This is a genomic window from Rhizobium leguminosarum, from assembly GCF_001679785.1.
GTDB lineage: Bacteria > Pseudomonadota > Alphaproteobacteria > Rhizobiales > Rhizobiaceae > Rhizobium > Rhizobium leguminosarum_R.
Map to the genome: position 1 here is coordinate 24,480 of NZ_CP016291.1, position 25,420 is coordinate 49,899.

Consider the following 25,420-nt stretch of genomic DNA (forward strand, 5'->3'; position numbering starts at 1 on the left):
ACCCGCGCTACATATTTCAGCGGGAGGAGTGCCATGTTTGATTTTTCGCTCGGCGAAACCGCGGACGCGATCCGTGAAACGACGGCGCGGTTTGCCGCCGATCATATTGCTCCGCTGGCTGCGGAGATCGACGAAAGCAACACGTTTCCACGCCAGCTCTGGCCCGAGATGGGTGCGCTCGGCCTGCACGGAATCACCGTCGAAGAAGAATTCGGCGGCGCCGGTCTTGGTTATCTTGATCATGTCGTCGCCATGGAAGAGGTTTCGCGCGCCTCGGCCTCCGTGGGGCTCAGTTACGGCGCCCATTCCAATCTCTGCGTCAACCAGATCCGCCGCTGGGCCTCGCCGGAACAAAAGCGCCGCCACCTGCCGAAGCTGATCTCCGGCGAACATGTCGGCGCGCTCGCCATGTCGGAGGTCGGCTCCGGTTCCGATGTCGTCTCCATGCGGTTGCGTGCCGAGAAAAAAGGCGATCGCTATATTCTGAACGGCACCAAGTTCTGGATCACTAACGCGCCGCATGCCGACGCGCTTGTCGTCTATGCCAAGACCGATCCCGCAGCCGGCCCGAAAGGCATTTCCGCCTTGATCATCGAGAAAGGCCTGCCCGGCTTCAGCGTCTCCAAGAAGCTTTCCAAACTCGGCATGCGCGGCAGCGACACGGCCGAACTGGTCTTCGAGGATTGCGCGGTGCCGGCCGAGGCGCTGATGGGCCGGGAGGGAGAAGGCGTGAAGATCCTGATGTCCGGCCTCGATTATGAGCGCGCCGTGCTCGCCGGCGGGCCGCTCGGCATCATGCAAGCCTGCCTCGATGTCGTGCTGCCCTATGTGCGTGATCGCAAGCAATTCGGCAAAGCGATCGGCGATTTCCAGCTGATGCAGGGCAAGATCGCCGACATGTATGTGGCGCTGAATTCGGCGCGCGCCTATGTCTATTCCGTCGCCCGCGCCTGCGATGCCGGCCGCGCGACGCGCACGGATGCTGCTGCTGCGATCCTTTTCGCCAGCGAGAACGCCGTGAAAGTGTCGCTGGAGGCGATCCAGGCGCTCGGTGGCGCCGGCTATACCAAGGAATGGCCGGTCGAACGCTTTTTGCGCGACGCCAAGCTTTACGATATCGGCGCCGGCACCAATGAGATCCGCCGCTACCTGATCGGCCGGGAGCTCATCGCATCATGACGGTGATTTCGACTGCGATCGATCGCGACAGCGACAGCTTCAAGGCCAATGCCAGCAAGAATAAAGCCCTGATCGACGAACTCCTCGATCGTTCGGCGAAAGCGCGCGAGGGCGGATCACAAACGGCGCGCGAGCGCCATACCGGCAAGGGCAAGCTCCTGCCGCGCGATCGCATCCAGCTGCTCATCGATGCCGGCAGCCCGTTCCTGGAGATCGGCACGCTGGCCGCCAACGGCATGTATGATGACGAGGCCCCCGGCGCCGGCATCATATCAGGCATCGGCCGCGTTTCCGGCCGCGAGGTAATGATCGTCGCCAATGACGCGACGGTGAAGGGCGGCGCCTATTTCCCAATGACGGTGAGGAAACATCTGCGGGCGCAGGAGATCGCCCTGCAGAACCGCCTGCCCTGCATCTACCTCGTCGATAGCGGCGGCGCCAATCTTCCGCATCAGGCCGAGGTCTTTCCCGACCGCGATCATTTCGGCGCGATCTTCTACAATCAGGCCCAGATGTCGGCCGAGGGAATCCCACAGATCGCCTGCGTGATGGGAAGCTGTACCGCCGGCGGCGCCTATGTGCCCGCCATGTCGGACGAGACGGTCATCGTGCGCAATCAGGGCACGATCTTCCTCGCCGGCCCGCCGCTGGTGAAGGCCGCGACCGGCGAGATCATTTCAGCCGAAGAGCTCGGCGGCGCCGAAACCCATGGCCGCCGCTCCGGCGTCGTCGATCATGTGGCCGAAAACGACGAACATGCGCTGCTGCTCGTGCGTGATATCGCAGCCACTCTCAACAGCGTGAAGGCCATTGATATCGACCTGCAGAAGCCACGGCCGCCGAAACTCGATCCCGAGGATCTCTGCGGCCTGATCCCGGAGGATGTGCGCTCGCCCTATGATGTGCGCGAGGTCATCGGCCGGATCGTCGATGGCTCGGAACTGCATGAGTTCAAGCCACTCTACGGCACCACACTGGTCTGCGGCTTCGCCCGCATCTGGGGCATGCCCGTTGCCGTCATCGCCAATAACGGCGTGCTGTTTTCCGAAAGCGCACTGAAGGGCGCGCATTTCATCGAGCTCGCCTGCCAGCGCCGCATACCTTTGCTGTTTCTGCAGAATATCTCCGGCTTCATGGTCGGCGGCCGCTATGAGGCCGGCGGCATCGCCAAGGATGGGGCAAAGCTGGTGACGGCGGTGGCAACCGCCACAGTGCCGAAGGTCACCGTCATCATCGGCGGCAGCTTCGGCGCCGGCAATTACGGCATGTGCGGCCGCGCCTATCGCCCGCGCTTTCTCTTCACTTGGCCGAACAGCCGCATCAGCGTGATGGGCGGCGAACAGGCGGCCTCGGTGCTCGCCACGATCCGCCGGGACGCCATGGAGGCGCGCGGTGAGAATTGGCCTATTGAAGAGGAGGAAGCCTTTAAGGCGCCGATCCGCGCCGGCTACGAGGCCGAGGGCAATCCCTATTATGCCACCGCCCGCCTCTGGGACGACGGCATCATCGATCCGCGCCAGACGCGGGATGTGCTGGGCCTTGCCTTTTCCGCCTGCCTGAATGCGCCGATCCCGAAAGGGCCGCGCTTCGGCCTGTTCAGGATGTGAGGCGCGGTATGATGGAAAGCCTTCTCATTGCCAACAGGGGCGAAATCGCCCGCCGCATCATCCGCACGGCCAAGATGCTCGGCATCCGCACCATCGCCGTCTATTCCGAAGCCGATGCCGGCCTGCCCTTCGTCAGGGAGGCGGACGAGGCGATCGCCATCGGCCCCTCGCCGGCCCGCGAAAGCTATCTCTCTCAGACCCGCATCCTCGATGCCGCCCGGAAAACCGGCGCTGCGGCGATCCACCCGGGCTACGGATTCCTTTCGGAAAATGCCGGATTTGCCGAAGCGGTGGAAAAGGCCGGCATCCTCTGGGTCGGTGCACCCCCGGCTGCCATCCGGGCGATGGGGCTCAAGGACGCGGCGAAGGAATTGATGCAGGCATCAGGCGTGCCCGTGACCCCCGGCTATATCGGCGCGGACCAGAGCGAAGAGAGGCTGACGGCCGAGGCGAAAAACATCGGTTATCCCGTGCTCATCAAGGCGGTCGCCGGTGGCGGCGGCAAGGGCATGCGCCGCGTCGATCGCCCGCAGGATTTCGCCGAACTTCTCGCCTCCTGCCGCCGTGAGGCGGCCGCTTCCTTCGGCGACGACCGTGTTCTGATCGAACGCTATATCGCCAATCCGCGTCATATCGAGGTGCAGGTTTTCGCCGATACGCTCGGCAACTACGTTCATCTCTTCGAACGCGATTGTTCGCTGCAGCGCCGTCACCAGAAGGTCATCGAGGAAGCCCCTGCCCCCGGCCTCGATGCCGCTACCCGGGCATTGATCTGCGATGCGGCGGTGAAAGCCGCAAGAGCGGTGAATTATGTCGGCGCCGGCACCATTGAATTCATCGCCGATGCCTCCGGGGGCCTGCATCCGGATCGCATCTGGTTCATGGAAATGAACACCCGCCTGCAGGTGGAACACCCGGTCACCGAGGCAATTACTGGCGAGGATCTGGTGCTCTGGCAGCTGAAGGTCGCTGGCGGCGAACCGCTGCCGAAAGTGCAGGACGAGATCGCCATGAACGGCTGGGCCTTCGAAGCCCGGCTCTATGCCGAAAATCCTGCCGCCGGCTATCTGCCCTCGACCGGCCGGCTCGAACATCTGCGCCTGCCTGACACAATCCGCGTCGATAGCGGCGTCGAGCAAGGGGATGAAATCACCGCCTTCTATGACCCGATGATTGCCAAGATCGTCGCCCACGGGCCGAACCGCGAGGCGGCACTTTCGAAGCTCGCAGCCGCCTGCGCCGCCATCGAGGTCTGGCCGGTCAGATCCAATGCCGGCCTTCTCGCCCGCATCGCCGTCGATCCGGATTTTCGCGCAGCTCGGATCGATACCGGCTTTCTCGACCGCCATGGCGATAGCCTGGTGGCGACGGAGCCGAGCGAAATCGCGATCGACACCGCGGCCACGTTACTTTCAAGAAAAAAGGATGGTGATCCCTGGTCCGCGCTTGCCGGGTTCCGCATCGCCGGCGCGGATGACAGGAGGGTGCGCATCCGGATCGGCGATCACCTCCATTGGGGGCAATCACGCCCGGAGCTTGAGGCCAATACCGTCACATCAGGTGAAACCACGGTGCTTTTCGACGCCGGCAATGCCTGGCCGATCAGCCTGCCCGTCGCTAGCGAAGTCGAGGCAAGTCAGGGTGCCGGCGATGGTGCGATCCTTTCTCCCATGCCCGGCCTCGTCATTTCGGTGGATGTGGCCGAAGGCGATCGTGTCGCCAAGGGGGACCGCCTGCTGACGGTCGAAGCGATGAAAATGGAACATTCTCTGCGTGCGCCCTTCGACGGCATCGTCGAAAAACTGCAGGTTTCCTCGGGGATCAGGGTCTCGGAAAACCAGCTGGTCGTCAGCATTGTGAAGGAGGAGGTTTGATGGCCGGCCGTTATTTCGACGAATGGACGGTCGGCGACCGCATCGCCCACGACCTCCGCCGCACGGTCACCGAGACCGATAACCTGCTCTTCACGACGCTTTCCCACAATCCGCAGCCGCTGCATCTCGATGCCGACTATGCGGCCGGCACCGAATTCGGCCGGATCGTCGTCAACGGCACCTTCACCTTTGCCCTCACCGTCGGCATTTCGGTCGGCGACACGACGCTCGGCACGCTCGTCGCCAATCTCGGCTATGACAAAGTGACGATGCCGAAGCCGGTCTTCATCGGCGATACGCTGCGGGTGGAAACTGAGGCGATGGAGCTGCGTCGCTCGAACTCCCGCCCCGATGCCGGCATCGTCACCTTCCGGCATATCACCCTGAACCAGCGCGGCGAGATCGTCTGCCAGTGCCTGCGCACGGCAATGCTGAAGGTGAAGCCGTCATGAGGTTGCGCTCGCTGCTCTTTGCGCCCGGTGACCGGCCGGAGCGTTTCGAAAAAGCGCTCGCCTCGGGCGCCGATGCTGTCATTCTCGACCTGGAAGATTCGGTTGCGCCCCTAAACAAGCCGAAAGCGCGCGAGAGCGTGCACGAGTTCGTCTTGCATCATGCCGGCGAGACCCCTCTCCTTATCCGCATCAATCCCCTCGCCTCGCCAGAATTCGAAGACGACCTTGCCGCTTTGAGCGGCCTTCATCCTTTCGCGATCGTGCTGCCGAAAGCCGAGGGTGCCGCCTCGGTGCTGAAGCTCGCAGGCTCTCTTGTATCTGTAATTCCCATCTTGCCGATCGCAACCGAAACGCCATGCGCGATCTTCGAGATCGGCAGCTATCGGGATGTCTCGACCAGCCTTTGCGGCCTGACATGGGGTGCGGAGGATTTGCCCGCCGCCATGGGGGCCACGACCGCGCGGAGGACGGACGGCCGTTATACCCCGCCTTACGAGCTTGCCCGCTCGCTGGTGCTGTTTGGCGCCCATGCTGCCGCCGTTCCGGCAATCGACACCGTCTATCCCGATTTCCGCGATCTCAACGGTCTCAGGGCCTATGTCGGCCGCGCCCGGCGCGACGGCTTTTCCGGCATGATGGCCATCCATCCGAGCCAGGTCGAAGTGATCAATCACGCCTTCACGCCGGATCCTTCCGAGATCGCCTGGGCCGAGAAAGTCGCTGCCGCCTTCGCCGCCACGCCCGACGCGGGCGCCGTCCAGCTTGACGGGCGCATGCTGGACCTGCCGCATCTCAAGCTCGCGATGCGCATCCTGGACCTCACTGGGCGATAGCGAGGAAGCCGCCCGATGGCCGCCGTCATCCCGACTTCGCCGCTCGTTCGGAGGCGACAGGCCCTTGTCCTGTGAGGTAGCCGGCACCGACCGCGACATAAAGGTCCACATAGTCTTTGGCGACCTGTTGCACGGTGGGGTCAGGCGTCATGACATTGGCGTCATGGCTTCGAAATCGGGCAAGGCGCCGCTCGCGTAGCCGACCGCCCCGAGCGAGCCGATGGCGATCCGGCCATCGCGGATCGACAGCAGCGGTCCGTTGGCACCCTGCTCGTAGAGATCGGGATGGGCCGCGGCAAAGCGCGCCTTCTCCGCCTGCGGCGCACCCTGCATGCCGGCCACATAGTGATGGCCGTTGCGCTCGACATGGGAGAGGCCGAGCAGCGAGACCAGCGCCAGATCCTGCTGCACGGCAAGCCCCGCCTGGCAGGTCAGATCCTCGCCCGAGAGGAACAGTCCCGGCACGGTTCCGGTTCTGATGCGGATCGCCTTCATGAGTGAACGGTAGATGCCCTTGCAGGTTTTCGAGGAGACGCCGGTATAACCAAGCCGCCTGGCGCCGGCGAAGGCGCCATCGCCGTCGTCGCTCTCATCGATCAGGAAGGGCAATTGCGCCGCCAGATCCCCCAGCGGCGTTTCCATGGTGATCGCGCGCGAGAACGGCTGTTCGACAAAGGCAATGGCCGCACGCAACCGGGCTAGCCGGGGCGTCGCCTCGATTTGCGCCAGCAAGGCGGCGAGCTGTTCGGCGGCGCCAAACTGTTCGTTGCCGTCGACCGTCACCCGATAGTCGGGCAGGCGGTCCAGCACGGCGGCGATCCGCGTCAGGCGGTCGATATCGGCATCGATCGTGCCTGATAGCTTGATCTTGAACCAGCGGTTGCCATAGCGTGTTATCACCGCCTCGAGGCTTTCCGGCAGGCCGTCGCCGGCGGGATGAGCGATATCGCCCTCGCTGATCGGATCGACAAGCCCGATCGTATGCCGGGCCGAGATCGAGCCGGCAGGACGAAGGCTGGCAAGCATCGCTGAGGCGGCGTCCGCATCGATATCGCCGGGCAGCATGGGGCCGCCGATGCCGACGAGATTGTCCCGCACCGCCTCGAAGAAGGAAATGCCGGCAAGACGGCAATAGGCATCGAGCACGGCGCGGGCGATGAGGGAAGGGCCGAAACAGGCGGCCAATGGATTTCCAGGCAGCCGTCTTACGGATTCCGCCTCGTTCCGTTGGGCAGCGGCAAACAATGTCGCCGGCGCAGACGGTTCGAGCGCAGCAGCCGCAGCGGTACGGATCGAGGTGCGCAACTGATCGACATTTTGCGCCGGCGTGAAGGCCGGACTTTTGTCGAACCATTTCGGCACCATCATCTCGGCGGCCGCACCAAGGGCGGTTCGCCCCTCTTCATCCTCGACACGGACCCTGAGGAAGGCTTGCGGCGCCTTTTCGAGAGTTGCCGCACCAAAGCGGAACGGCAGGCGCAGCCTGACATCGCGCTCGAAAGCGTCGATCTCGATGATTCTGATGCGTGGCGCCGTCACGGAGCCTCCAATGCTTCTGTCCATGGTCATGCCATCCGGTCGAGCATGGCACGGGACACTTCGTGGTGGAGCGGTTCGCGGCGAAGCAGCCGGCCGATCTCATCCACCATGGCCTGCCCTTGGGCGAGATGCGCCTCTTCGGTGTGACCCGCGGCGTGCGGCGAAATGGTGACATTGGCCAGTGCGGGATCGCGGAACGGAGGCAGCGGCTCGTGGTCAAAGACGTCGAGAGCCGCCTCGATGCGGCCGGAGCGGATCTCGGCGAGCAGCGCCGCCTCGTCGACCAGCTCCGCGCGCGCCGTGTTGATGACCAGCGTACCGGGGCGCAATAGCGCCAGTTCGCGGGCACCGATCATGCGGCGCGTTTCGGGCAGGAAGGGCGCATGCAGAGAGACCACGTCTGCCTGGGCCAGCATATCGTTCAGCCCGGCTCTGAAAACGCCGAGCGCAGCAGCCTCGCTATCGTGGAGAAACGGATCTACAACCAGTACGCCGCAGCCGAAGGGAACGAGAAGGCGCATGACCGCCCGGCCCACATATCCGGCGCCGACGATGCCAACCGTTCTGGCGCCCAGCAATCTCTGTGGCACGGCTGCGCGGACGTCGAGCCATTCACCGCCGCTGCGCAATTGATGATGCAGCCGATGAATGCCGCGCATGGCGAGCAGCGCTTCGGCGACGACGAACTCGGCAACCGAGGCGGCAATTTTCGAGGCGGCATGGGTGACGCGAAGGCCATCGTCGAACAGACGGGCGGGAACGAGTGTTCGGACGCTGCCTGCCGAATGGGCGACGAGGGCGAGTTGCGGATGGCGTTGGCGCGCGGCGGGATCGAAGGGCGGCGTGCCCCATCCGGTGAGGCACGCGACAGCGCCCTGCAGCAGCTGGTCGACATCGGCAGCGTCGATTGCGGCACCGGTCGGCCAACGCACCTCGCCAAGGGCGTTCAACTGGGCAATCGCCACATCGTCCAGCATCATCCGGCGGGTCTTTTCGGTCAGCAGTACGGCGATAACGGGAGCTTGTTCAATCATGGTTCTACTCTTTCGCTGCGGCGACCAGGCGCCTGAGATGGGCAAGATCAGCGCGGACCTTGTCGAGCGCCTGCTCTCGGGAGACGCGGTATTGGGAATGCATCGAGACCACGCCGGTAAAGCCTGTGGCCACCAGATGCGGGACGATTTCGTTCCACGGCACCATGCCTTCGTCGAGCCCGTACCAGTCCGAATGCCAGGCGCGCAGGCCGTGCGGTCCGTAAGCGCCGGGCGACCAACCGCTATTCTTGACGCCCATGCAGCAGAACCACGGATCGAGAATATCAAGCGTCAGACGCCAGTCCTCGCTCCCCTCGCGAATGATCTGATTGGCCGGATCGGGATAGGCGCCTATCCTGATGGGATCACGACCGGCCAGCAATCGCACCGCCAGCGCGCCCGAGCTGTGCAGGGTGCCGCCGTGAAGCTGGATCGTCAGCTTGATGCCGAAGCGTTCGGCCAGGCGCTCGAAGCCGTCGAGATCGCGCCGCGCCTCGTCGACCTGGGCCTGCCAGCGCTGCGACGGGTCGTAGCGCCAGAAGCCAAGCCGGACCTGCCCGATGCCGGCCTCGCCGCAACAACCGAGAAGCCGGGATGCGGCATCGTCGGGCCGGGTGGAATCGATGGTCGCCATCGGGGTGCGCAGGCCGGCCACGGCAAAGAGTTTTACCGCATTGACGATTTCCTCCGACCTGTCAGGGGAAACGGCGTGACCGTCACGAATAAGAAGATCAGCGCAGTCGAATCCCAAACCGGCAGTGATCCCGGCCGCCTTCTCGAGCGACAGGCCCTCCAGGGTCTTGGTGAAATAGGCGATATCCATCGATCAGATCCCAGGCAGAAGGGCATTGTTCATGAGCGGGAGACACAAAGCTCGCTGCGGCGGCCGAATGCATCGCGGGCGCGCACCGCATAACGCACGCCCTCCGGCGGCGACATGTGCAGAAATGCCGTCGAGATCAGCGGCGCCGGACTGACCTTTTCAAAAGTCCCGCCATCGGTGCTGACCAGGACATCATAGAAGATGGCCGGCCCGGCATCGCCGGCAGCCCAGAACAGCATGCGCTCCTCCCGACCGCCAAGACCAAGGTAGCGTTCGACGACAAGGCCGGTCGGTGCAGCCGGCGGCGCGCCGATATCGGGAACGACAAGCACCTGCGTCAGCGACGGCAATGGCACATCGAGGTCGACACTGGTCCGGCCGTCATCGCACTCGACGACGCTGATCGGATGCAGCAAGGCGGGCTCCTGCGCCCGGCGCATTTCGGCAAACTGCGCTTCGGTCGGTGCGGGCGGTGCGCCGACCGGCTCGAAGAGCCCACGCGGGTTGCTTTCGTCGCGCTGGGCTTCCCAGACCTCCATCGGATTGGTGAATTCCTCGTCGATGCGCAGCAGGCAAAGCGCGTGGCGGCCGGGAACCAAACCGCTCACCTCGAGACGGACGGCGGTCCGGCCCGAACGGTTGATGGCATCGACGCTATGGATGAGGCTGATGGAAACACCGCCGCCCGGCAGCCGCGTCGGCAGGATCGCCAAGCCATCCTGGTCGGGAGCAAGCGGCGGTTCGGCCGTCACTTTGCAAACGGTATCGCCAAGCGTTGCCAGCAGTTCCATCGATGTGAGGCCAGGCTTCTTGATGATGTCGAAGGGCGGCGCCCTATCGACATCCGTGACCAGCATATCCAGATTGGTCTCGTGCTCCCACTGCGCCTTGGTGAAATTGCGCGAGCCGAAATAGGCAAAGATCGTGCGCTGGCTCCAGCCGCCGATAAAGGCGTGGTCATTGCTGAGGAAGGTGAAATTCGCCGCTTTCGGGGCGATGATGCGCCGGTCGTGCTGTTCGATGATGCGGGCGATGATCCCGGCATAATAGGCTTTGCCGTGCCAGCTATGATGATCGCTCCAGCCGAGCTGCGGATCGCATTCGTCGTTGATGATGGGCAGGCCCGCGAGGCGCGGGTGATGCTCCTTGAGATAGTCGACGACGAGCAACGTGCGGTCGACGATGGCGTTGGTTTTCGGGGTCAGGTCTTCCTTGCTGCCGTTGACGCCCTTTTCATGGATCGAGATGTAGTCGATGCGCGGCGGGCCATCGCCGGTCAGGCAACTCGTGCCGCTGTCGCAATGGGCCATCAGGGCGCGAAAGATCGGCGACAGCGTGCGGGCGGTGCCGGGCCCGCCCATCGCCAGGTTGGGATCGATGGCATCGAGCCCCGCGACGCAGGCGTCATAATAGTTGGTGTAGCCCTTGATCCCGTAGGTCCACCAGCCGGAATCGGCCTCGTTCGTCGTTTCGAAATACCATGTGCGCAATTCATCCATGCCGTAACGCGCGCCATAACGGTCGACCGTCACTGTTACGAGATCCCGCCAGCGCTTGACCTGATCCATGTCCTCATAATCGGTGAACAGACCCGACGGGTTGCCCATCAGCTCGAAGAACGGCTTCAGGCGGTGTTCGATCATCACGTCGAGCGCGCTGTCGAGCAGCGACCAGTCATAGCCGCCGCCCCTCGCACTCAGCAGATTGTAGAGATAATGCACCCGCAGGAACCGGATGCCCTCATTCGGCAGGCCGCCGATATAAGCAAGCATCTGCCGCATCTCGGGCTCGAGCAGCAGCTCGGCCGGCGAAAAGCCGGTGCCGCGCCAGAACCGGTTGAACGGGCGTACCGCTTCACTGGCATCAACGTTTATTCGCGTACGTTCACGCATGGTCGTCTCTCCTTGGGCGGAATTTTGGCAGTGCGCCGCAATGCCGGCGCACGAGGCCAAGCGCCGGATTATTTGAACTTGTCGCGCATCGCGTCGATGCCGGGGATGGTCTTGGTTAGATGCTGATGGGCGGGATCGAAGCGCTGGATCAGCCCCCGGCGATGCTTGCCGACGAGAATGGTAAAGATATAGCCCCGGTGCCCCGGCGAGGTGACAGTCGGGTGGTAACCCCGGTCGACCAGGACAGTGTCGCCGTTGCGGGTCATGAGGATCTTGACCGGACCGTCGTCGTCATAGGTGATCTGGCTGCCGAAACCGGTCTCGGGCTGGAAGCGGTAGTGATAGAGTTCTTCGTGCCGGGTCTCGACATCGCCGTCTTCGGTATCGTGCTTGTGCGGGGGATAGCCGGACCAGCAGCCTTCGCCGGCATAGAGTTCGCTCACCAGCAGGTTGCCGCAGCGCCCGTTCTGCCGTTGGCCGAGCAGATGGACGATCCGCCGCTGGCTATGGGTGTCCGGAGAGCCGACATTGACCGCGTCGACCTCATCCGGCGTGATGCGAAACGGGGCGTAGCGCGTGTCGCAGAGGCCGCCGGCGATGGCGACTTCCGCAGCCGCGCCACGAGCCGATATCCGGACATTGGCGCCGACGGGCGCGTAAACCGAGTCCGCATCGCCTCCCCAGATATCGGCTCGCCGGCCCACCGCTTCGAACATGATGTCATCGACCTCGATATCCACCTGACCCGACAGCACAACGTAGAGGCTTTCGTGCGCGGGCAGCCGCCGGATGTCCTGCTCGTTGGAGGCGAGCGTGACGAGATCGAAGTAGATGAGATCGAGCGTCGTGGAGGAGGTATCCACGATGGGATGCTGCTCGGAGCGTGGAATGAATTCGGGCATCAATTGAACTCCGGAACGATACGGTCGGCAAAGGGATTAAGCGTCAGGGATTCGGCGTAATGACAGGCCACTGCATGCCCATCGTCCGTGACGGTGCGTAAGCCCGGGACCTCCTGCTTGCAAAGCTCAGTGGCGTAGCGACAGCGCGGATGAAATGCGCAGCCGGGAGGCGGATGGGCGGGATCGGCGACCTCGCCCGCCAGCCGGATGCGCTGGCCGTGGCGGCGCATCCTCGGATCGGCGATCGGCACGGCCGAGAGCAGCGCTTCGGTGTAGGGGTGGAGCGGGCGCGAGAAGATCTGCTCCGTCGGCGCCTTTTCGACCACCCGGCCGACATACATGACGGCGATATTGTCCGAGATGTGCCGGACGACCGAGAGGTCGTGAGCGACGAAGAGATAGGTCAGGCCGAACTGTTCCTGCAGGTCCTGCAGCAGGTTGATGGTTTGTGCCTGCACGCTGACATCGAGCGCCGAAACGGCCTCATCGGCGATTACCAGGCGCGGATTGGAGGCCAGCGCCCGGGCAATGCCGATGCGCTGGCGTTCGCCGCCGGAGAACGCATGGGGATAGCGGTGCATGTATTCGGGCCGCAGGCCGACGCTCTGCATGAGGTCGGCGACCCGGTGCTCGAGCTCGCGGCCCTTGGCGATGCCGTTGACACCGAGCACCTCGCCGATGATGTCGATGACCGGAAGGCGCGGATTGAGCGAAGATTGCGGATCCTGAAACACGATGCGCAGGTCGCGATGGATTTCGTCGAGGGCAGAACCCGACAACGCCGCGAGATCGACGGTGCCGCCACTGCGGCTGCGATAGCGGATTTCGCCGCTCGTCGGCTGATAGATGCGCAGCACCGTGCGCGCAAGCGTGGACTTGCCGCAACCGGACTCCCCGACGATGCCGAGTGTTTCGCCATCCTGGACGCGAAGCGAGACGCCGTCGACCGCCTTGACGTGTCCGACCACACGCCGGAAGGCGCCCTTGCGAATGGGGAAATGCATCCGGAGATCGTTCAGTTCGAGCAGCGGGCTTGGCTGTGTCATGGGATCGGCCATCATTGTCTTCCTTCGTAAAGCAGACAGCTGGCGACATGCCCGTCGCCGATGGAGACGGGCTGCGGATCCTTTTGGTCGCACAGGCCCGCCCTTGCCTCTTTGCATCGGGGATGAAAGCCGCAGCCCTGGGGCCGGTTGAAACGCGAGGGCACCATGCCATCTATGATCGCCAGCCGTTCGGTGGGTTGCCCATGCATGCGCGGCACCGATTGCAGCAGCGCTTTGGTGTAGGGATGAACAGGTGCGTGGAAGATCGTGTCGACATTGCCTGCCTCCACGACCCGGCCGACATACATGACGACGACCTCGTCGGCGATTTCGGCCACCACACCGAGATCATGGGTCACAAACAGCACCGAGAGCCCGAATTCGGCCTGCAGCGAGGCGAGCAGATCGAGGATATTAGCCTGGGTGGTCACATCGAGCGCCGTCGTCGGTTCGTCGGCGATCAGCAGCTTGGGGCGGCAGGCGAGCGCCAAGGCGATGCAGACGCGCTGGCGCATGCCGCCGGAAAACTGGAAGGCATAGTTTTCCATACGCTCGGCTGGCCGCGGGATGCCGACCAGAGCCAACGTCTCTATGGCGTGTTCGCGCGCCTCCTTCTTTCCCATCTTCAGATGCAAGCGGATCACCTCGACCATCTGGTTGCCGATCGTATGAACGGGGGAAAGGGCCGCCATCGGCTCTTGGCTGATCAGGCCGATCTGGGCGCCGCGGATTGCCCGCATGTCATGGCCGCGCGAATCGAGCGCCGCCAGGTCGACGGAGGGTGCTGCCGGATCCGGCCGGTAGCGGATTGCCCCCGAGACGATCCGCCCTCCCCGCGGAACCTGGTTGAGGATCGAGCGGCCGGTGATGCTCTTGCCCGAACCGGATTCGCCGACGACGCAGACCGTCTTGCCGCGCGGAATGGAAAAGGAGACGCCGTCGACCGCCTTGATGGTGCCCGCACCCCCAAAGAAATGGGTCCTGAGATCAACGACCTCGATCAGCGGGTCGCGCTCCCCGTGCCGGCCGCCGGCAGCGGCAAAATTGGGATCAGTATTCATAGGGATCTGCAGCATCGCGTAATCCATCACCGAGGAAATTGAGGGCGAGCACGGTGACGATCACCGCGAGGCCCGGAAGAAACAGCCAAGGCGCGCTCGAGACCGCGAGAATGTTCTGCGCCTCCTGAAGCAGCACGCCCCAACTCACCACCGGCGGGCGCAGGCCGATGCCGAGGAAGGAGAGCGCGGTTTCTGCGAGGATCATCGTCGGGATGGCGAGCGTCACCGAGGCGATGATGTGGCTCATGAAGGACGGCACCATGTGCCGCCAGATGATGCGCATCTGCGAACAGCCGTCGAGACGGGCGGCGATCACGAAGTCTTCCGTCTTGAGCGACAGGAAGCGGCCGCGCACCACCCGCGCTAGGTCGGTCCAGCCGATCAGCGACAGGATGATGGTGATCCAGAGATAGACCAGGATCGGATCGGCGCTGATCGGGACGGCGGCCGCAAGGCCCATCCACAGCGGGATGGTCGGGATAGAGTTGATGAGCTCGATGGAACGCTGGATGACATCGTCCACCCAGCCGCCGTAGAGCCCTGAAATGCCGCCCAGGATGATGCCGAGGATGAGGCTGATTGCCACCCCGATCAGCCCCACGGACATCGAAACGCGAGTGCCGTGGACCGTCCGGCTGAAGACGTCGCGACCGAGGCGGTCGGCGCCGAACAGGTAGAATGGTTTGCCCATCTCGATCGGGCCGATCAGGTGCCGGTCGAAATCGAACAGCCCCCAGAGCCGGTAGGGTTCGCCCTTGACGAAGAAGCCGAGGGGGATGACGACGGCCGGATCGGGCACGTAATTGCGGCTGAGCGCGATCGGGTCAACTTTCATCGAATAACCGTTGACGTAGAGCGGATGAAACTGTCCGGCCGCGTCGTAGCCGGCGAACTTGATCTGTTGCGGCGGCGCATAGGTATAGCGGGAATCGTAGGTCTGCGACGAAACCGGGGCGAGAACCTCGGCAAACAGGGCGACTAGGTAGATCAAAAAGATGACCACGCCTGCCGCCAGCGCCAGCCGATGGCGACGGAAGCGGCGCCAGATGAGCTTCCACTGCCCGGCGACCGCGTCGGAATTCTGGATCAGTTCAGGTGATAGCGCGATGGCTTGATCGGTCATTGATATGGTCCTTCAGCCGTTGCGAATGCGTGGATCGAGCCAGGCGAGCAGCAGGTCTGAGATCAGCGTGCCGATCAGCGTCAGCATGCTCATCAGCAGGATGAACGTGCCGGCCAGATACATGTCCTGGGCAAAGAGGGCATTGAGCAGCAGTGGCCCGGTGATCGGCAGGCTGAGAACGATGGAGACCACCACCGAGCCGGAGACGAGGTGCGGCAGCACCCAGCCGACGGTCGAGATGAACGGGTTAAGCGCCACCCGCACCGGATATTTCAACAGCAGCCGGATTTCGCTCAAGCCGCGGGCGCGGGCCATATCGACATAGGGCTTGTTGAGTTCGTCGAGCAGGTTGGCGCGCATGATCCGGATCAGCGCCGCGGTGGCGCCCGTGCCCAGCACGACGACCGGTATCCACATATGCGAGATGAGATCGCCGAGCTTGGCCCAGCTCCAGACGGCGTTGATATAGGCGGGCGAAAACAGCCCGCCGGTGCTTTGGCCGAAATACTGTGCCGAAACATACATCAGCACCAGCGCCAGCAGGAAGTTCGGGATGGCAAGGCCGAGGAAGCCGAAGAAGGTGGCGACGTAATCCCCCACCGAATATTGCCGCACGGCCGAATAGATGCCGATCGGAAAGGCCACCGCCCAGACGAAGAGCAGCGTGGTGACCGAGACCACCATCGTCAGGCCCATCCGGGCCCAGATCAGCTCGCTGACCGGCTTGTTCCAATCCAGCGACTGGCCGAAATCGCCGCGCAGCAGGATGCCGCTGATCCATTTCCAGTATTGCACCGCCCAGGGCTGATCGAGGCCATAACGCTCACGCAGGCCGGCGATGACGCTGGGATCGATCGTTTCGTTCTGGGAGGCCAGACGCGCGGTCAGCGCGGTCAGGAAATCGCCGGGCGGCAACTGGATGATGATGAAGGTCACGACGGAGATCGCAAACATCATCGGGATCATATAAAGCAGGCGTCTGATGATGAAGCCGGCCATGGTCAAGCTCCTTCAATCGGCGATCGCCGATCGGATGATTGGGACTGGGCTGGTGTCGATGGGATGGCGCCCGCGAGCGCCATCCCTGTCGGTCGCGTTCCGTTATTGCTGGTAGTAGAAGGTCTCGGGCTTTGCCGGTCCCGGCGTCATGTAGAACGATGTGCTGGGAATGACCTTCGGGACATTGCGCATATTGGTCTTGACGATTCCGACGCGGTCCGGCTCCAGGTTGGTGCCGATGACGTAAAATTCGTCACGGGTGATCGCCAGCAGTTCCTTCATCGCGGCCAACTGCTTTTCGAGCGTCGGCGCTTCCTTCACCTGCCGGTAAAGATCCATCTGCTTCTTGGCAGCGGAGCTCGGTTCTTGCGCGTTCGGATCCTTGGGGTTCTGGTAGTAGAGGCCCCAGGCTGTCGCAAAGCTCGATTCGTATTCGTGCGGGAAATACCATTTGGGATCGAGCAGGCCGAGGAAGTCGTAGCCACCGCCGCCAACCCATCCCAGGCCGTCATTCTCATTGTTCTGCAGGCGGGAGAAGATCAGCGAACGTTCGGCCGGGCGGGGCTGCATGTCGATGCCGACAGCCCGCCAGTAGCGCTGGATCATCTCGAGGGCGTCCACCTGGATCGGGCTTCCGGTCAAGGCGTCGATCGCAAAGGTAATCCGCTTGCCGTCCTGACCGAGGCGGTAGCCTTCGGCGTCATGTTTGGTAAGGCCGGCCTTGTCGAGATACTGATTGGCGAGATCGACATTATACTCCAGATACTGCGTCGCCATCTTCTCGTCGTAGAGCGCAGTGCCTTCACGCGGCGCTGCCTGATAGGGCTTGGCCTGCCCGGCATAGATCAGCTGGTTGAGCTCTTCGCGGTTGATGGCATAGCTGAGGCCGATGCGGAAATCCTTGTTGGAAAAAACAGCGCGCAAGGCCGGATTCTTGTGGGTCTGGTTCAGGGTGATCAGCAGGGCGTTCGACCACGCCGGTCGGGCGATAAACAGGCCGTAGCCGCCCTTCTCCTGGTTCTGCACGATCACCGTACGGGCGTCCGTCGTCTCGATGAAGCGGTTCTGCATGTCGATTTCGCCGCTGATCGCCTTCAGGATGATCGCCTGGGTATCCTGCATCACATCGATGGTGATCCGATCGAAGTAAGGCAGCTGGTTTCCTGCGGTATCCACCTTGGCATAGTATGGATTGCGTTCGGCGACGACCTGGGTGGTGCCGTTATAGGGCGCGGTCAGCACCCAGGCATCGAGTGTTGGACGGCCGAGATCGCGCCAGCGGCCGGGAAAGCCGATCTTGTTGTTGAAGAGCTGGACCCAGTCGGTTGCGCCGGCTGCCTTCACCAAGGCTTCGATGCCGTCGGGATTGAAATCCTTGTGGAATTGCTTGAGGTAGTGCGCCGGTGCGGCCGCCAGAATATCGGAGCCGCGCACGGTCGCCATGTTCATCAGGAACAGGCCGTTCGGCGCGGCAAATTTGAAGACGACCTTGTCGTCGGCGAGCTTTTCGACCTTGACGGTCTCTCCGCCCGCGGTCAGCCAGTTGGGTGCGGCAGGGGTGATCTTGGTGTTGCGAAGCACGTTCTCGTTCCACCACACAAGATCGTCCGCGGTAAAGGGCTCGCCGTCCGACCAGCGTGTACCTTCCCGCAAGATGAACGTATATTCGGTGGCATCGGCATTGACCTCGACGCTCTTGGCGAGATCGGGGATCACCTCGGTCCATTCCGGATTCCAGCGGACCAGTCTCGTATAGCCGATCGAACGTTCGATCTCGCTGTCGCCACCGCCAAAGGTGGCCGTGCGCCAGGTGCCGCCATAGGTACCGACCGATTCAAGCGGAGTGAGCACCAGCGGCTCCTTGGGCAGCCGCTTTTCGACCGGCGGCAGCTTGCCGGCGTCGACCAGCGCCTTCAGTTCCGGCGACTCCTCAAAGCCGAATGCCACACCGGCCCAGCCGGCACCCATGAGGATCGCCGCGGCAACGGTCGAGACGACCTGCCGTCTTAAGATTCTGACGTGTTGCATTCTCTCCTCCCAATATTCTCTAGGTTATCGTTAATGTATTCTCCTCTTTCTCTAACGTTATCGTTACCGTTAAATCTTGTCAAAGAGATTCTCGACGCCTTATCATTGGCCATAGCAGCCTTGGCTTTCCCGGAAATTGTGTTAGTTATCGTTATCGTAAATTCCTCCTCCTTTTAATGAGACCATCCAGTTGAGCCGCCCCAAAGAGCCAGAATCCAAAATAACCATTGCCGATGTCGCTCGTGCCGCAGGGGTGTCGCCGATGACGGTATCGCGCGTGCTCAATGATCGGGGCGGAGCCAGCGCGGAGACCAGCCAGCGGATTATTTTAGCGGCGAGCGAACTCAATTACCGGCCCAATCCCTTTGCGCGCGGATTGCGGTCCGATCGATCGAAGGCCATCGGCCTTCTCGTTCCCGACATCACCAATCCGTTCTTCCCCGAAGTCATCAGGGGAGCCGAGGATGCCGCGAGCGCCGCCGGCTACAACCTGCTCCTGTCCAATGTCGTCGAAAACAGCAAGCGGGAGGAAGAACTCATCGAAACCCTGCTGCGGCACCGGGTCGACGGGATCATCGTCTGCAGCGCGCGGCTGCCCGATGCCGCGCTGCATAAGGCGCTTGCGCCCCACCGTGCCGTGGTGCTCATCAACCGCGAGGCGCCCAACGAGGTCGCCGGCACGATCGTCACCGACTACGAGACGGGAGCGTCGCGTGCCATCGACCATCTGGTCGAGCGCGGGCGCCGCAGGATCGCGATCATCGCCGGGCCGCGCAGTTCGTTCGGCGGCAAGAGCCGTCTTGTCGGCTTTCGCAAGACGCTGGCGGCCCACGGGCTTAAGGCGCAAGGCATCGTTTATTGCGATCCCACCGCGGCAGGCGGCCAAACGGCGGCCGCGCAATTGCTGGCGGAGGCGCAAGGCGTCGATGCTCTCGTCTGCTACAACGACCTCAATGCGATCGGCGCCATGAAGGCCTGCCGGGCCGCCGGCGTTTCGATCCCCGGGCAAATCGCCCTGATCGGTTTCGACGATATCCCGACTGCCGAACTGCTGTCTCCGGCGCTCACCACCCTGCGGGTGCAAAAACGCGAAATGGGGGAGGAAGCCGTGCGTCTGCTGCTCAGCCGCATCGCCACCAGAAACCGTCAGCACGGCATCGTCATCGTGCCGGAGCTCATTATCCGCGAAACAACCTGAACTCCCTATCAACAGGAGAAATATTCGATGGATATCAACAATCTGCAGGCACTGGCCCTGCCTGAGGAGAAGAAGGCCTGGTTCGTTCACGACCGGTTCGGCATGTTCGTGCATTGGGGGCTTTACGCCCTGCCGGCACGCCATGAATGGGTCAAGAGCCGCGAAGAACTTGATGATGCCGACTACCAGAAATATTTCGATTATTTCGATCCCGATCTCTACGACCCCCGCGAATGGGCGAGACGCGCGAAAGCTGCGGGCATGAAATATGTGGTGCTGACGACCAAGCACCATGAAGGCTTCTGCCTCTGGGATACCAAGGCCACCGACTTCAAGGTGACCAACACGCCTTATGGGCGGGATCTGCTCGGCCCCTTCGTCGACGCCTTCCGTGCGGAGGGCCTGAGGATCGGGTTCTACTATTCGCTGATCGACTGGCATCATCCCGACTTCACGGTCGATCCGCGCCACCCGCAGCGCAATCATCCCGATGCGCTGAAAATCAACGAAGGCCGGGATATGCAGCGTTACGCCGCCTTCATGCGCGAACAGGTCCGCGAGTTGCTGACTGAGTTCGGGCAGATCGACATCATGTGGTTCGACTTCAGCTATCCGCAGTGGAAGCTCGGAGACCTGGTTGGAAAGGGCCATCAGGATTGGGAAAGCGAGAAGCTCGTGCGCCTGGTGCGCGAGCTTGCCCCCGACATCATCATCAACAATCGGCTCGATCTCGCCGGCTTGCAGCCCGACATCGTCACGCCGGAGCAGTATATGCCGCGCGCCCGGCCGCTCCGCGATGGCAGGCGCGTCGTCTGGGAAGCGTGCCACACGCTCAGCGGTTCCTGGGGCTATCACCGCGACGAGGACACTTGGAAAAGCACGGAACAACTGGTGCAGATGCTGGTCGGCACCGTTGCCATGGGCGGCAATCTGCTGATGAATGTCGGGCCGACGGCGCGCGGCACGCTCGATCACCGTGCGATTGCAGCCCTTGCTGCTTATGAGGAGTGGATGGCACTGCACGAGCGCAGCATCGTCGGCTGCACCCAGTCGGATTTCGCCGCTCCGGCCGACTGCCGCCTGACCCAGAATGGCGATCGTCTCTACATCCATCTCTTCAACTGGCCCTATCGCCATCTGCATTTCGATGCGCTGGCGGGGAAAGTCGAATATGCGCAATTCCTGCATGATGGCAGCGAGGTCACCTGGCTGCGCCCGTCCGCCAATACGTTATGGGCGAACACTCAGTTCCCCGTCGGTGATGATCAAATGACATTCGTCCTGCCGGTGCGCCGACCTCAGATCGTCGTCCCGGTCGTCGAGGTCAAGCTCAAGGCGGGGAGCACCTCCGGCATTCAGGATTAAAGGGCGGCGGATGATCGCGCAGCTGAGATAGATTGCCTGAGCGGGCGGGGCTGCCCGCTCAGATAAACGGCTCCGTCGGCCCCGCCAGCTGCCGACAGTGGCTTACGGATTGGCTTCGGTGGTTTCCACGAAGAGCTGGTTGAGTTGTTTCATCTCGAGCGCATGGGCGCGCCTTCTGAGGGCGGCTGCCTGTTTGAGCGTTGCAAGATTGTCCGTTGTCTCGATGAGGTGAGCATCGGCGACGAGCACCTCCGCTTCAATCCTTCCCTGCTCTCTCAATTGCCAGACATCCCTGACGCGAAATTGAACCATTATCACGCCGAAAAGTGCCACGAGCGCGGAAGCGGTCATTGGCAGCCAATTGGGGACGACCGGGCCATAGGCGGAAAACAACGATGAGAGACCGCTCAACACGATGATCCCCAATGTGAGAAAATTCCAGAGATATTGATTGACCTTGGAGGAGCGCGCATAGCCGTTTCGATGTGTTCGAAGGTCACGCAAAGCCTGCCTTTTGATCTCGGCTGCGTCCGATGGAAGCATGCTTTCGGCCGTTTCTTGCTCGATCTCCCGCCTTGCCGCCAAAATCACGTTGATGACGGCGATCGTGATCCCGAAGGTAATCATGAACCAGGCGATGTAGTGCAAAGGGACGTCGTCGAGAATGACGTTTGACAAAAACGCAGGTTGAAAAAATTCAATTAAAGCACCAAACGATATCAAGAATATAGACAGGGCAACCACTGCTATCGAAAGCATCGCTGCTATATTTCTATATCTCCCATTCAGTGTCATTTTCTTCAGTTGAGCGCGGTCATCCCCCTCCCTTCTGAACAAATCCATCATCCTATCCTCGAGACTATAGGGTTAACCATAGTAAACCTTTTACCACGCCAGAAAGCAAGTAACGTTTGTGAAGTAATACTTTACGGATCGAATTTCCGGCTACCCTCGCTAATGTGCGGGCCGGGGCAGCCTCCGCGTCTTCAATCCGGTCGCTTCAGGCTACGCTGATCGCCAGCGGCTGGCCGAGATCGCGGGCAATATATTCCTGGTTCTGTCGGACGATCTGCGCGGCGTGAGCGATCGTCAGCCGCCTGACAGCCACTTGAAAACCGGCGCTGCCTGAGCGGGCAGGAGATGGGACCTGCTCAGGAGAATGGCTCGGTCGGTCCCGCCGCCGGATTGGTCAGCCAGCGTGGTCCCTCGGCGGTCATGTACATATGGTCTTCCAGCCGGATCCCGAATTTCCCGGGGAAGACGATCATCGGTTCGTTGGAAAAACACATGCCGGCGGCAAGCGGCGCGTCGTTGCCGCGAACGATGTAGGGTTCCTCGTGGATTTCAAGTCCGAGGCCATGACCGGCGCGATGCGGTAAACCCGGTAGGCGATAGTCGGGGCCGAGCGAGTGTTTGGCAAGCACCTTGCGGGCCGCATCGTCGAGGCTCGAGCAGGCGGCACCGATCCGGGCTGCGTCGAAGACGGCCTGTTGCGCCTCGCGCTCGATCCACCAGGCCCGTTCGAACGCGCTTTCGCCGCCCTCCAGCATATAGGTCCTGGTGATATCGGAATGATAACCGTCGATCCGGCAGCCGGTATCGATGAGAATGACGTCGTCGCGGCCAAGGACCTGATCGCCGTCGGCGCCATGCGGAAGCGAGGTCGCCGCGCCGAAGGAGACGATGCAGAATGTCGAGCCGGCATCGGCGCCGGCCTGGCGATGCTGCCGGTCGATGAAATCGACCACCTCGGATGATTTGATGCCCGGCTTCAAAAGCCCGTGCACTTGCCTGTGGACGTCAAGCGTCAGGTCCATCGCATACTGAATGAGGGCAATCTCCGCGGCCGATTTGATGCAACGCAGGTCGCGGATCAGCCGCCCGCCATCGGCAAGCCTTGCCGCGCCCATCTCCGCTGCCAATGCATGATAGAAGAAAAGCGGCAAACCATCGTCGAGGGCAAGTCTGCCGCCCTGGGCAACAAGGCGGGCGATGAGAGCAGCGCTGCTCTCCTCCTCTTCCCAGACCAGGATTTCCCCCGGCAGATGCGGCAGCGTTTCGACACGGCTGCGCTCGAACCCCGGAACGATGTAGGAAATGGTCGTGGGCGTGACGAGCGCGCCGAGGAACCTTTCGCTCTGATGCCAGACGAGCCCGGTGAAGTAACGCAGGCTTTCGGTCGGCCCAAGAAGCAGGCCGGCCAGCCCTTCGGCTTCGATCGCTTTCCGAAGCCTGGCGAGGCGGGTCTGCCGTTCATCCTCAGTGATGCGGGGTACGGGGTGCTGCCACGACATGTTGTTTTCCTGCTTTTCCTGCGCTTCCGGATCGATGAAGCCCTTGCCTTGCAGCCAGGATCTTGAACCGACACTAATGCCGCTGTAGGCAATATGTCGACATGAAAATGAGGAGATAGCGATGGCGGTCGAATACACCATACCGGGCATGCTGATACGCGATCATATGGTCGACGCTCCCCTGGATTGGTCGAAGCCGGAGGGGGAGACGATCCGGATTTTTGCACGTGAAGTGTGCGATCCCGCCCGCCGTCGCGACGAATTCGAACATGACGGCGTTCGCCAGTCGGCGGCTGTCCTGCGCAGGCTGATGACATTGGTCAGGGAGCAGGGCGGGCCCCTCGCCTCCTGAGGCTGGAATGGTTCATTGCTCTCGTCGCATCAGGACATGCTGATCGCTACCGGCCGGTCCAGGTCGCGGGCGATATATTCCTGGATCTGGCGGACGATCTGCCCGGCGTGGGCGATCGCCAACCGGTCGGCCCGCTCGACGTCACCGGCCTCGATCGCGGCTATGATCTCCTCGTGTTCATCGACATACTGGCGCGGCAGGCGGTCGTCGAATGTCGAGTAGTAAAGGCGCAGGATGCGGCGGCCCTCGTCGAGCAGCCTGGCGAAGAAGGCCGTGTAATAGGGATTGCCGGCAAGTTCGGCGATCGCGACGTGAAATTCGCGGTTCGCCTCGATCATCGCATAGGCATCGCGCGCGGCAACGGCTTCGGCGAAGTCCTTCTGATGTCGGCGGACGGTCTTCATAATCTCGCCGTTTCGCCGTTGCGCCGCGCCGCGCGTCGTCACCCGGTACATCAGAGTCAGCGCTTCGAAATAGGTGGGCAGGCTTGCGAAATCGATCGTCGCAACGATCGTGTTCCTGTTCGGCAGCGTCGTAACGAGCCCGTCGGCGGCGAGCCGCAACAGCGCCTCGCGAATGGGAGTCCGCGACATCCGGAAACGTTCCGACAGCCGCACCTCATCGAGCGGACTGCCGGGTTCCAGCGCCATCGACAGGATTTCCTGCCTGAGCGTCACATAGACGCTCTGTGTGCCAGAGCCGCGCACCCGCACATTTTCCGCGTCGTTCCGCATCCGTCTGCCCTCTTTCGTTAGAGCTTTGTATTTCGTTTCGGCCGATTCTCGCAACGCCGGCTCTTCGGGGCCTCAAATTTATAAGATCACAACATTGAATCTTGTCGACAGTTTGTATATAAGGCAGCTAATTTAACGAGGCTCGATCGATGACAACAGGATGGAAGGGCGTATTTCCCGCCGTAACGACGCAATTCAACGAAGATCTTTCCGTGGATCTGACCGCCACCCAGCGTGTCCAGGACGCGCTCGTGAACGATGGCGTCAACGGGCTGATCGTCATGGGCACATGCGGCGAGAACAATTCGCTGGACCCCGAGGAGAAGCGCACGATCTTGAAAGCTGCCGTCGAGGTCGTCAACGGCCGCGTTCCCGTGGTGACGGGCGTGTCCGAATTCGACACGCGCCGTGCCGTCGCCTATGCTCGCGACGCCGAAAAGCTCGGCGCTGACGGCCTGATGCTGCTGCCGGCCATGGTTTATGTACCGAAGCCCGAAGAGCTGATCGCGCATTTCCGCACCGTCGCCGAAGCGACCTCACTGCCGATCATGCTGTACAACAATCCGCCAGCCTACCGCGTCAATATCGGCGCCGATGTGCTGAAGGTGCTTGCCGACGTGCCGAACATCAAGGCGGTCAAGGAAAGTGCGCCGGATCCGCGCCGCTTCACCGATCTCATCAATGAATTCGGCGATCGTTTCGATATCTTCGCAGGTCTCGACGACGTAGCGCTTGAGGGCCTGATGCTCGGCGCCAAGGGCTGGGTCTCCGGCCTGACCAGCGCCTTCCCGCAGGAATCGGTGCAGCTCGTCGCCGCCGCCGAACGCGGCGACTGGGAAGAGGCCCGCAAGATCTATCGCTGGTTCATGCCGCTTCTGCACCTCGATGCCGAGCACGACCTCGTCCAGTCGATCAAGCTTGCCGAGCAGATCATGGGCCGCGGCTCGGAACGCGTTCGCATGCCGCGCCTGCCGCTTTCGGGCGTCCGCCGCGCTGAAGTCACTGCGATGGTCGAGAAGGCCGCCGCCACGCGTCCCTCGAATATCCGCCAGGCCGCCTGATACAACGAGGCCGGCGACCCAGCG

Annotated in this window: 22 protein-coding genes and 1 pseudogene; 9 read left to right on the forward strand and 14 right to left on the reverse strand. The window is 62.5% G+C overall.

Features of this window, described 5'->3' with window-relative positions:
- Nucleotides 1-33: 33 nt before the first annotated feature.
- The 5 genes from BA011_RS37175 to BA011_RS37195 are packed head-to-tail and all read left to right on the forward strand — an operon-like array spanning nt 34 to nt 5,945.
- The gene (locus tag BA011_RS37175; protein WP_065284486.1) at nt 34-1,179 is read left to right on the forward strand and encodes an isovaleryl-CoA dehydrogenase; all 1,146 of its coding nucleotides are present in this window, start codon (nt 34-36) and stop codon (nt 1,177-1,179) included.
- Nucleotides 1,176-2,786: a carboxyl transferase domain-containing protein gene (locus tag BA011_RS37180; RefSeq protein WP_065284487.1), complete on the forward strand. Its 1,611-nt coding sequence runs from the start codon at nt 1,176-1,178 to the stop codon at nt 2,784-2,786. The genes BA011_RS37175 and BA011_RS37180 overlap by 4 nt, the downstream gene beginning before the upstream one ends.
- Before the next feature lie 8 nt (nt 2,787-2,794).
- Nucleotides 2,795-4,660 carry an acetyl/propionyl/methylcrotonyl-CoA carboxylase subunit alpha gene (locus BA011_RS37185; RefSeq protein ID WP_065284488.1) on the forward strand — a complete coding sequence of 622 codons (1,866 nt, stop codon included), beginning with the start codon at nt 2,795-2,797 and terminating at the stop codon, nt 4,658-4,660.
- Complete coding sequence (locus BA011_RS37190; RefSeq protein ID WP_065284489.1) at nt 4,660-5,112, forward strand: MaoC family dehydratase; 453 nt, start codon at nt 4,660-4,662, stop codon at nt 5,110-5,112. Before BA011_RS37185 ends, BA011_RS37190 begins: the two co-directional genes overlap by 1 nt.
- Nucleotides 5,109-5,945, forward strand: a complete 837-nt coding sequence (locus tag BA011_RS37195; RefSeq protein ID WP_065284490.1) for an HpcH/HpaI aldolase/citrate lyase family protein — start codon at nt 5,109-5,111, stop codon at nt 5,943-5,945. The genes BA011_RS37190 and BA011_RS37195 overlap by 4 nt, the downstream gene beginning before the upstream one ends.
- Nucleotides 5,946-5,970: 25 nt before the next feature.
- Here the strand turns inward: BA011_RS37195 and BA011_RS46215 are convergent, their stop codons facing one another.
- From BA011_RS46215 to BA011_RS37245, 11 genes are all read right to left on the reverse strand, one after another.
- On the reverse strand, nt 5,971-6,096 hold the full coding sequence (locus tag BA011_RS46215) for a hypothetical protein (protein WP_257785334.1): 126 nt from the start codon (nt 6,094-6,096) through the stop codon (nt 5,971-5,973).
- Complete coding sequence (locus tag BA011_RS37200; RefSeq protein WP_065284491.1) at nt 6,093-7,514, reverse strand: mandelate racemase; 1,422 nt, start codon at nt 7,512-7,514, stop codon at nt 6,093-6,095. The genes BA011_RS46215 and BA011_RS37200 overlap by 4 nt, the downstream gene beginning before the upstream one ends.
- Nucleotides 7,511-8,518: a hydroxyacid dehydrogenase gene (locus BA011_RS37205; RefSeq protein WP_065284492.1), complete on the reverse strand. Its 1,008-nt coding sequence runs from the start codon at nt 8,516-8,518 to the stop codon at nt 7,511-7,513. The genes BA011_RS37200 and BA011_RS37205 overlap by 4 nt, the downstream gene beginning before the upstream one ends.
- Before the next feature lie 4 nt (nt 8,519-8,522).
- Nucleotides 8,523-9,341: a sugar phosphate isomerase/epimerase family protein gene (locus tag BA011_RS37210; protein ID WP_065284493.1), complete on the reverse strand. Its 819-nt coding sequence runs from the start codon at nt 9,339-9,341 to the stop codon at nt 8,523-8,525.
- Nucleotides 9,342-9,370: 29 nt separating this feature from the next.
- The gene (locus tag BA011_RS37215) at nt 9,371-11,233 is read right to left on the reverse strand and encodes a GH39 family glycosyl hydrolase (RefSeq protein WP_065284494.1); all 1,863 of its coding nucleotides are present in this window, start codon (nt 11,231-11,233) and stop codon (nt 9,371-9,373) included.
- 68 nt (nt 11,234-11,301) lie between these two features.
- Nucleotides 11,302-12,135: a 5-deoxy-glucuronate isomerase gene (locus BA011_RS37220; protein ID WP_065284495.1), complete on the reverse strand. Its 834-nt coding sequence runs from the start codon at nt 12,133-12,135 to the stop codon at nt 11,302-11,304.
- Nucleotides 12,135-13,193 carry an ABC transporter ATP-binding protein gene (locus BA011_RS37225; protein WP_186806637.1) on the reverse strand — a complete coding sequence of 353 codons (1,059 nt, stop codon included), beginning with the start codon at nt 13,191-13,193 and terminating at the stop codon, nt 12,135-12,137. Before BA011_RS37225 ends, BA011_RS37220 begins: the two co-directional genes overlap by 1 nt.
- Complete coding sequence (locus BA011_RS37230; protein ID WP_186806638.1) at nt 13,193-14,257, reverse strand: ABC transporter ATP-binding protein; 1,065 nt, start codon at nt 14,255-14,257, stop codon at nt 13,193-13,195. Before BA011_RS37230 ends, BA011_RS37225 begins: the two co-directional genes overlap by 1 nt.
- A complete protein-coding gene (locus tag BA011_RS37235; protein ID WP_065284498.1) occupies nt 14,232-15,365 on the reverse strand; it encodes an ABC transporter permease in 1,134 nt (377 codons plus the stop codon). The genes BA011_RS37230 and BA011_RS37235 overlap by 26 nt, the downstream gene beginning before the upstream one ends.
- Before the next feature lie 12 nt (nt 15,366-15,377).
- Nucleotides 15,378-16,364 carry an ABC transporter permease gene (locus tag BA011_RS37240; protein WP_017958352.1) on the reverse strand — a complete coding sequence of 329 codons (987 nt, stop codon included), beginning with the start codon at nt 16,362-16,364 and terminating at the stop codon, nt 15,378-15,380.
- 102 nt (nt 16,365-16,466) lie between these two features.
- Nucleotides 16,467-18,392, reverse strand: coding sequence for an ABC transporter substrate-binding protein (locus tag BA011_RS37245; protein ID WP_065284499.1), 1,926 nt, complete (start codon nt 18,390-18,392; stop codon nt 16,467-16,469).
- 262 nt (nt 18,393-18,654) lie between these two features.
- On the opposite strand from BA011_RS37245, the gene BA011_RS37250 reads away from it, so the two are divergent.
- Nucleotides 18,655-19,590, forward strand: coding sequence for a LacI family DNA-binding transcriptional regulator (locus tag BA011_RS37250; RefSeq protein ID WP_065284661.1), 936 nt, complete (start codon nt 18,655-18,657; stop codon nt 19,588-19,590).
- 27 nt (nt 19,591-19,617) lie between these two features.
- Entirely contained in the window at nt 19,618-20,955 is a 1,338-nt protein-coding gene (locus BA011_RS37255; protein WP_065284500.1) for an alpha-L-fucosidase, read from the forward strand.
- A 102-nt stretch (nt 20,956-21,057) separates the two neighbouring features.
- On the opposite strand, the gene BA011_RS37260 is transcribed toward BA011_RS37255, so the two are convergent.
- Together BA011_RS37260 and BA011_RS37265 are read right to left on the reverse strand one after the other, a co-directional pair.
- Nucleotides 21,058-21,798 carry a DUF4231 domain-containing protein gene (locus BA011_RS37260; protein ID WP_065284662.1) on the reverse strand — a complete coding sequence of 247 codons (741 nt, stop codon included), beginning with the start codon at nt 21,796-21,798 and terminating at the stop codon, nt 21,058-21,060.
- A 308-nt stretch (nt 21,799-22,106) separates the two neighbouring features.
- A complete protein-coding gene (locus BA011_RS37265; RefSeq protein ID WP_065284663.1) occupies nt 22,107-23,249 on the reverse strand; it encodes a M24 family metallopeptidase in 1,143 nt (380 codons plus the stop codon).
- 121 nt (nt 23,250-23,370) lie between these two features.
- Between BA011_RS37265 and BA011_RS46725 the strand changes: the two are divergent.
- A pseudogene (locus BA011_RS46725) lies at nt 23,371-23,508 on the forward strand (proline iminopeptidase); the annotation flags it as partial.
- Nucleotides 23,509-23,630: 122 nt separating this feature from the next.
- Here BA011_RS46725 and BA011_RS37275 read toward each other — a convergent pair.
- Entirely contained in the window at nt 23,631-24,335 is a 705-nt protein-coding gene (locus BA011_RS37275) for a GntR family transcriptional regulator (RefSeq protein ID WP_065284502.1), read from the reverse strand.
- A gap of 149 nt (nt 24,336-24,484) precedes the next feature.
- Between BA011_RS37275 and BA011_RS37280 the strand changes: the two genes are divergently transcribed.
- Nucleotides 24,485-25,396 carry a dihydrodipicolinate synthase family protein gene (locus BA011_RS37280; RefSeq protein ID WP_065284503.1) on the forward strand — a complete coding sequence of 304 codons (912 nt, stop codon included), beginning with the start codon at nt 24,485-24,487 and terminating at the stop codon, nt 25,394-25,396.
- The last annotated feature ends 24 nt before the right edge of the window (nt 25,397-25,420 follow it).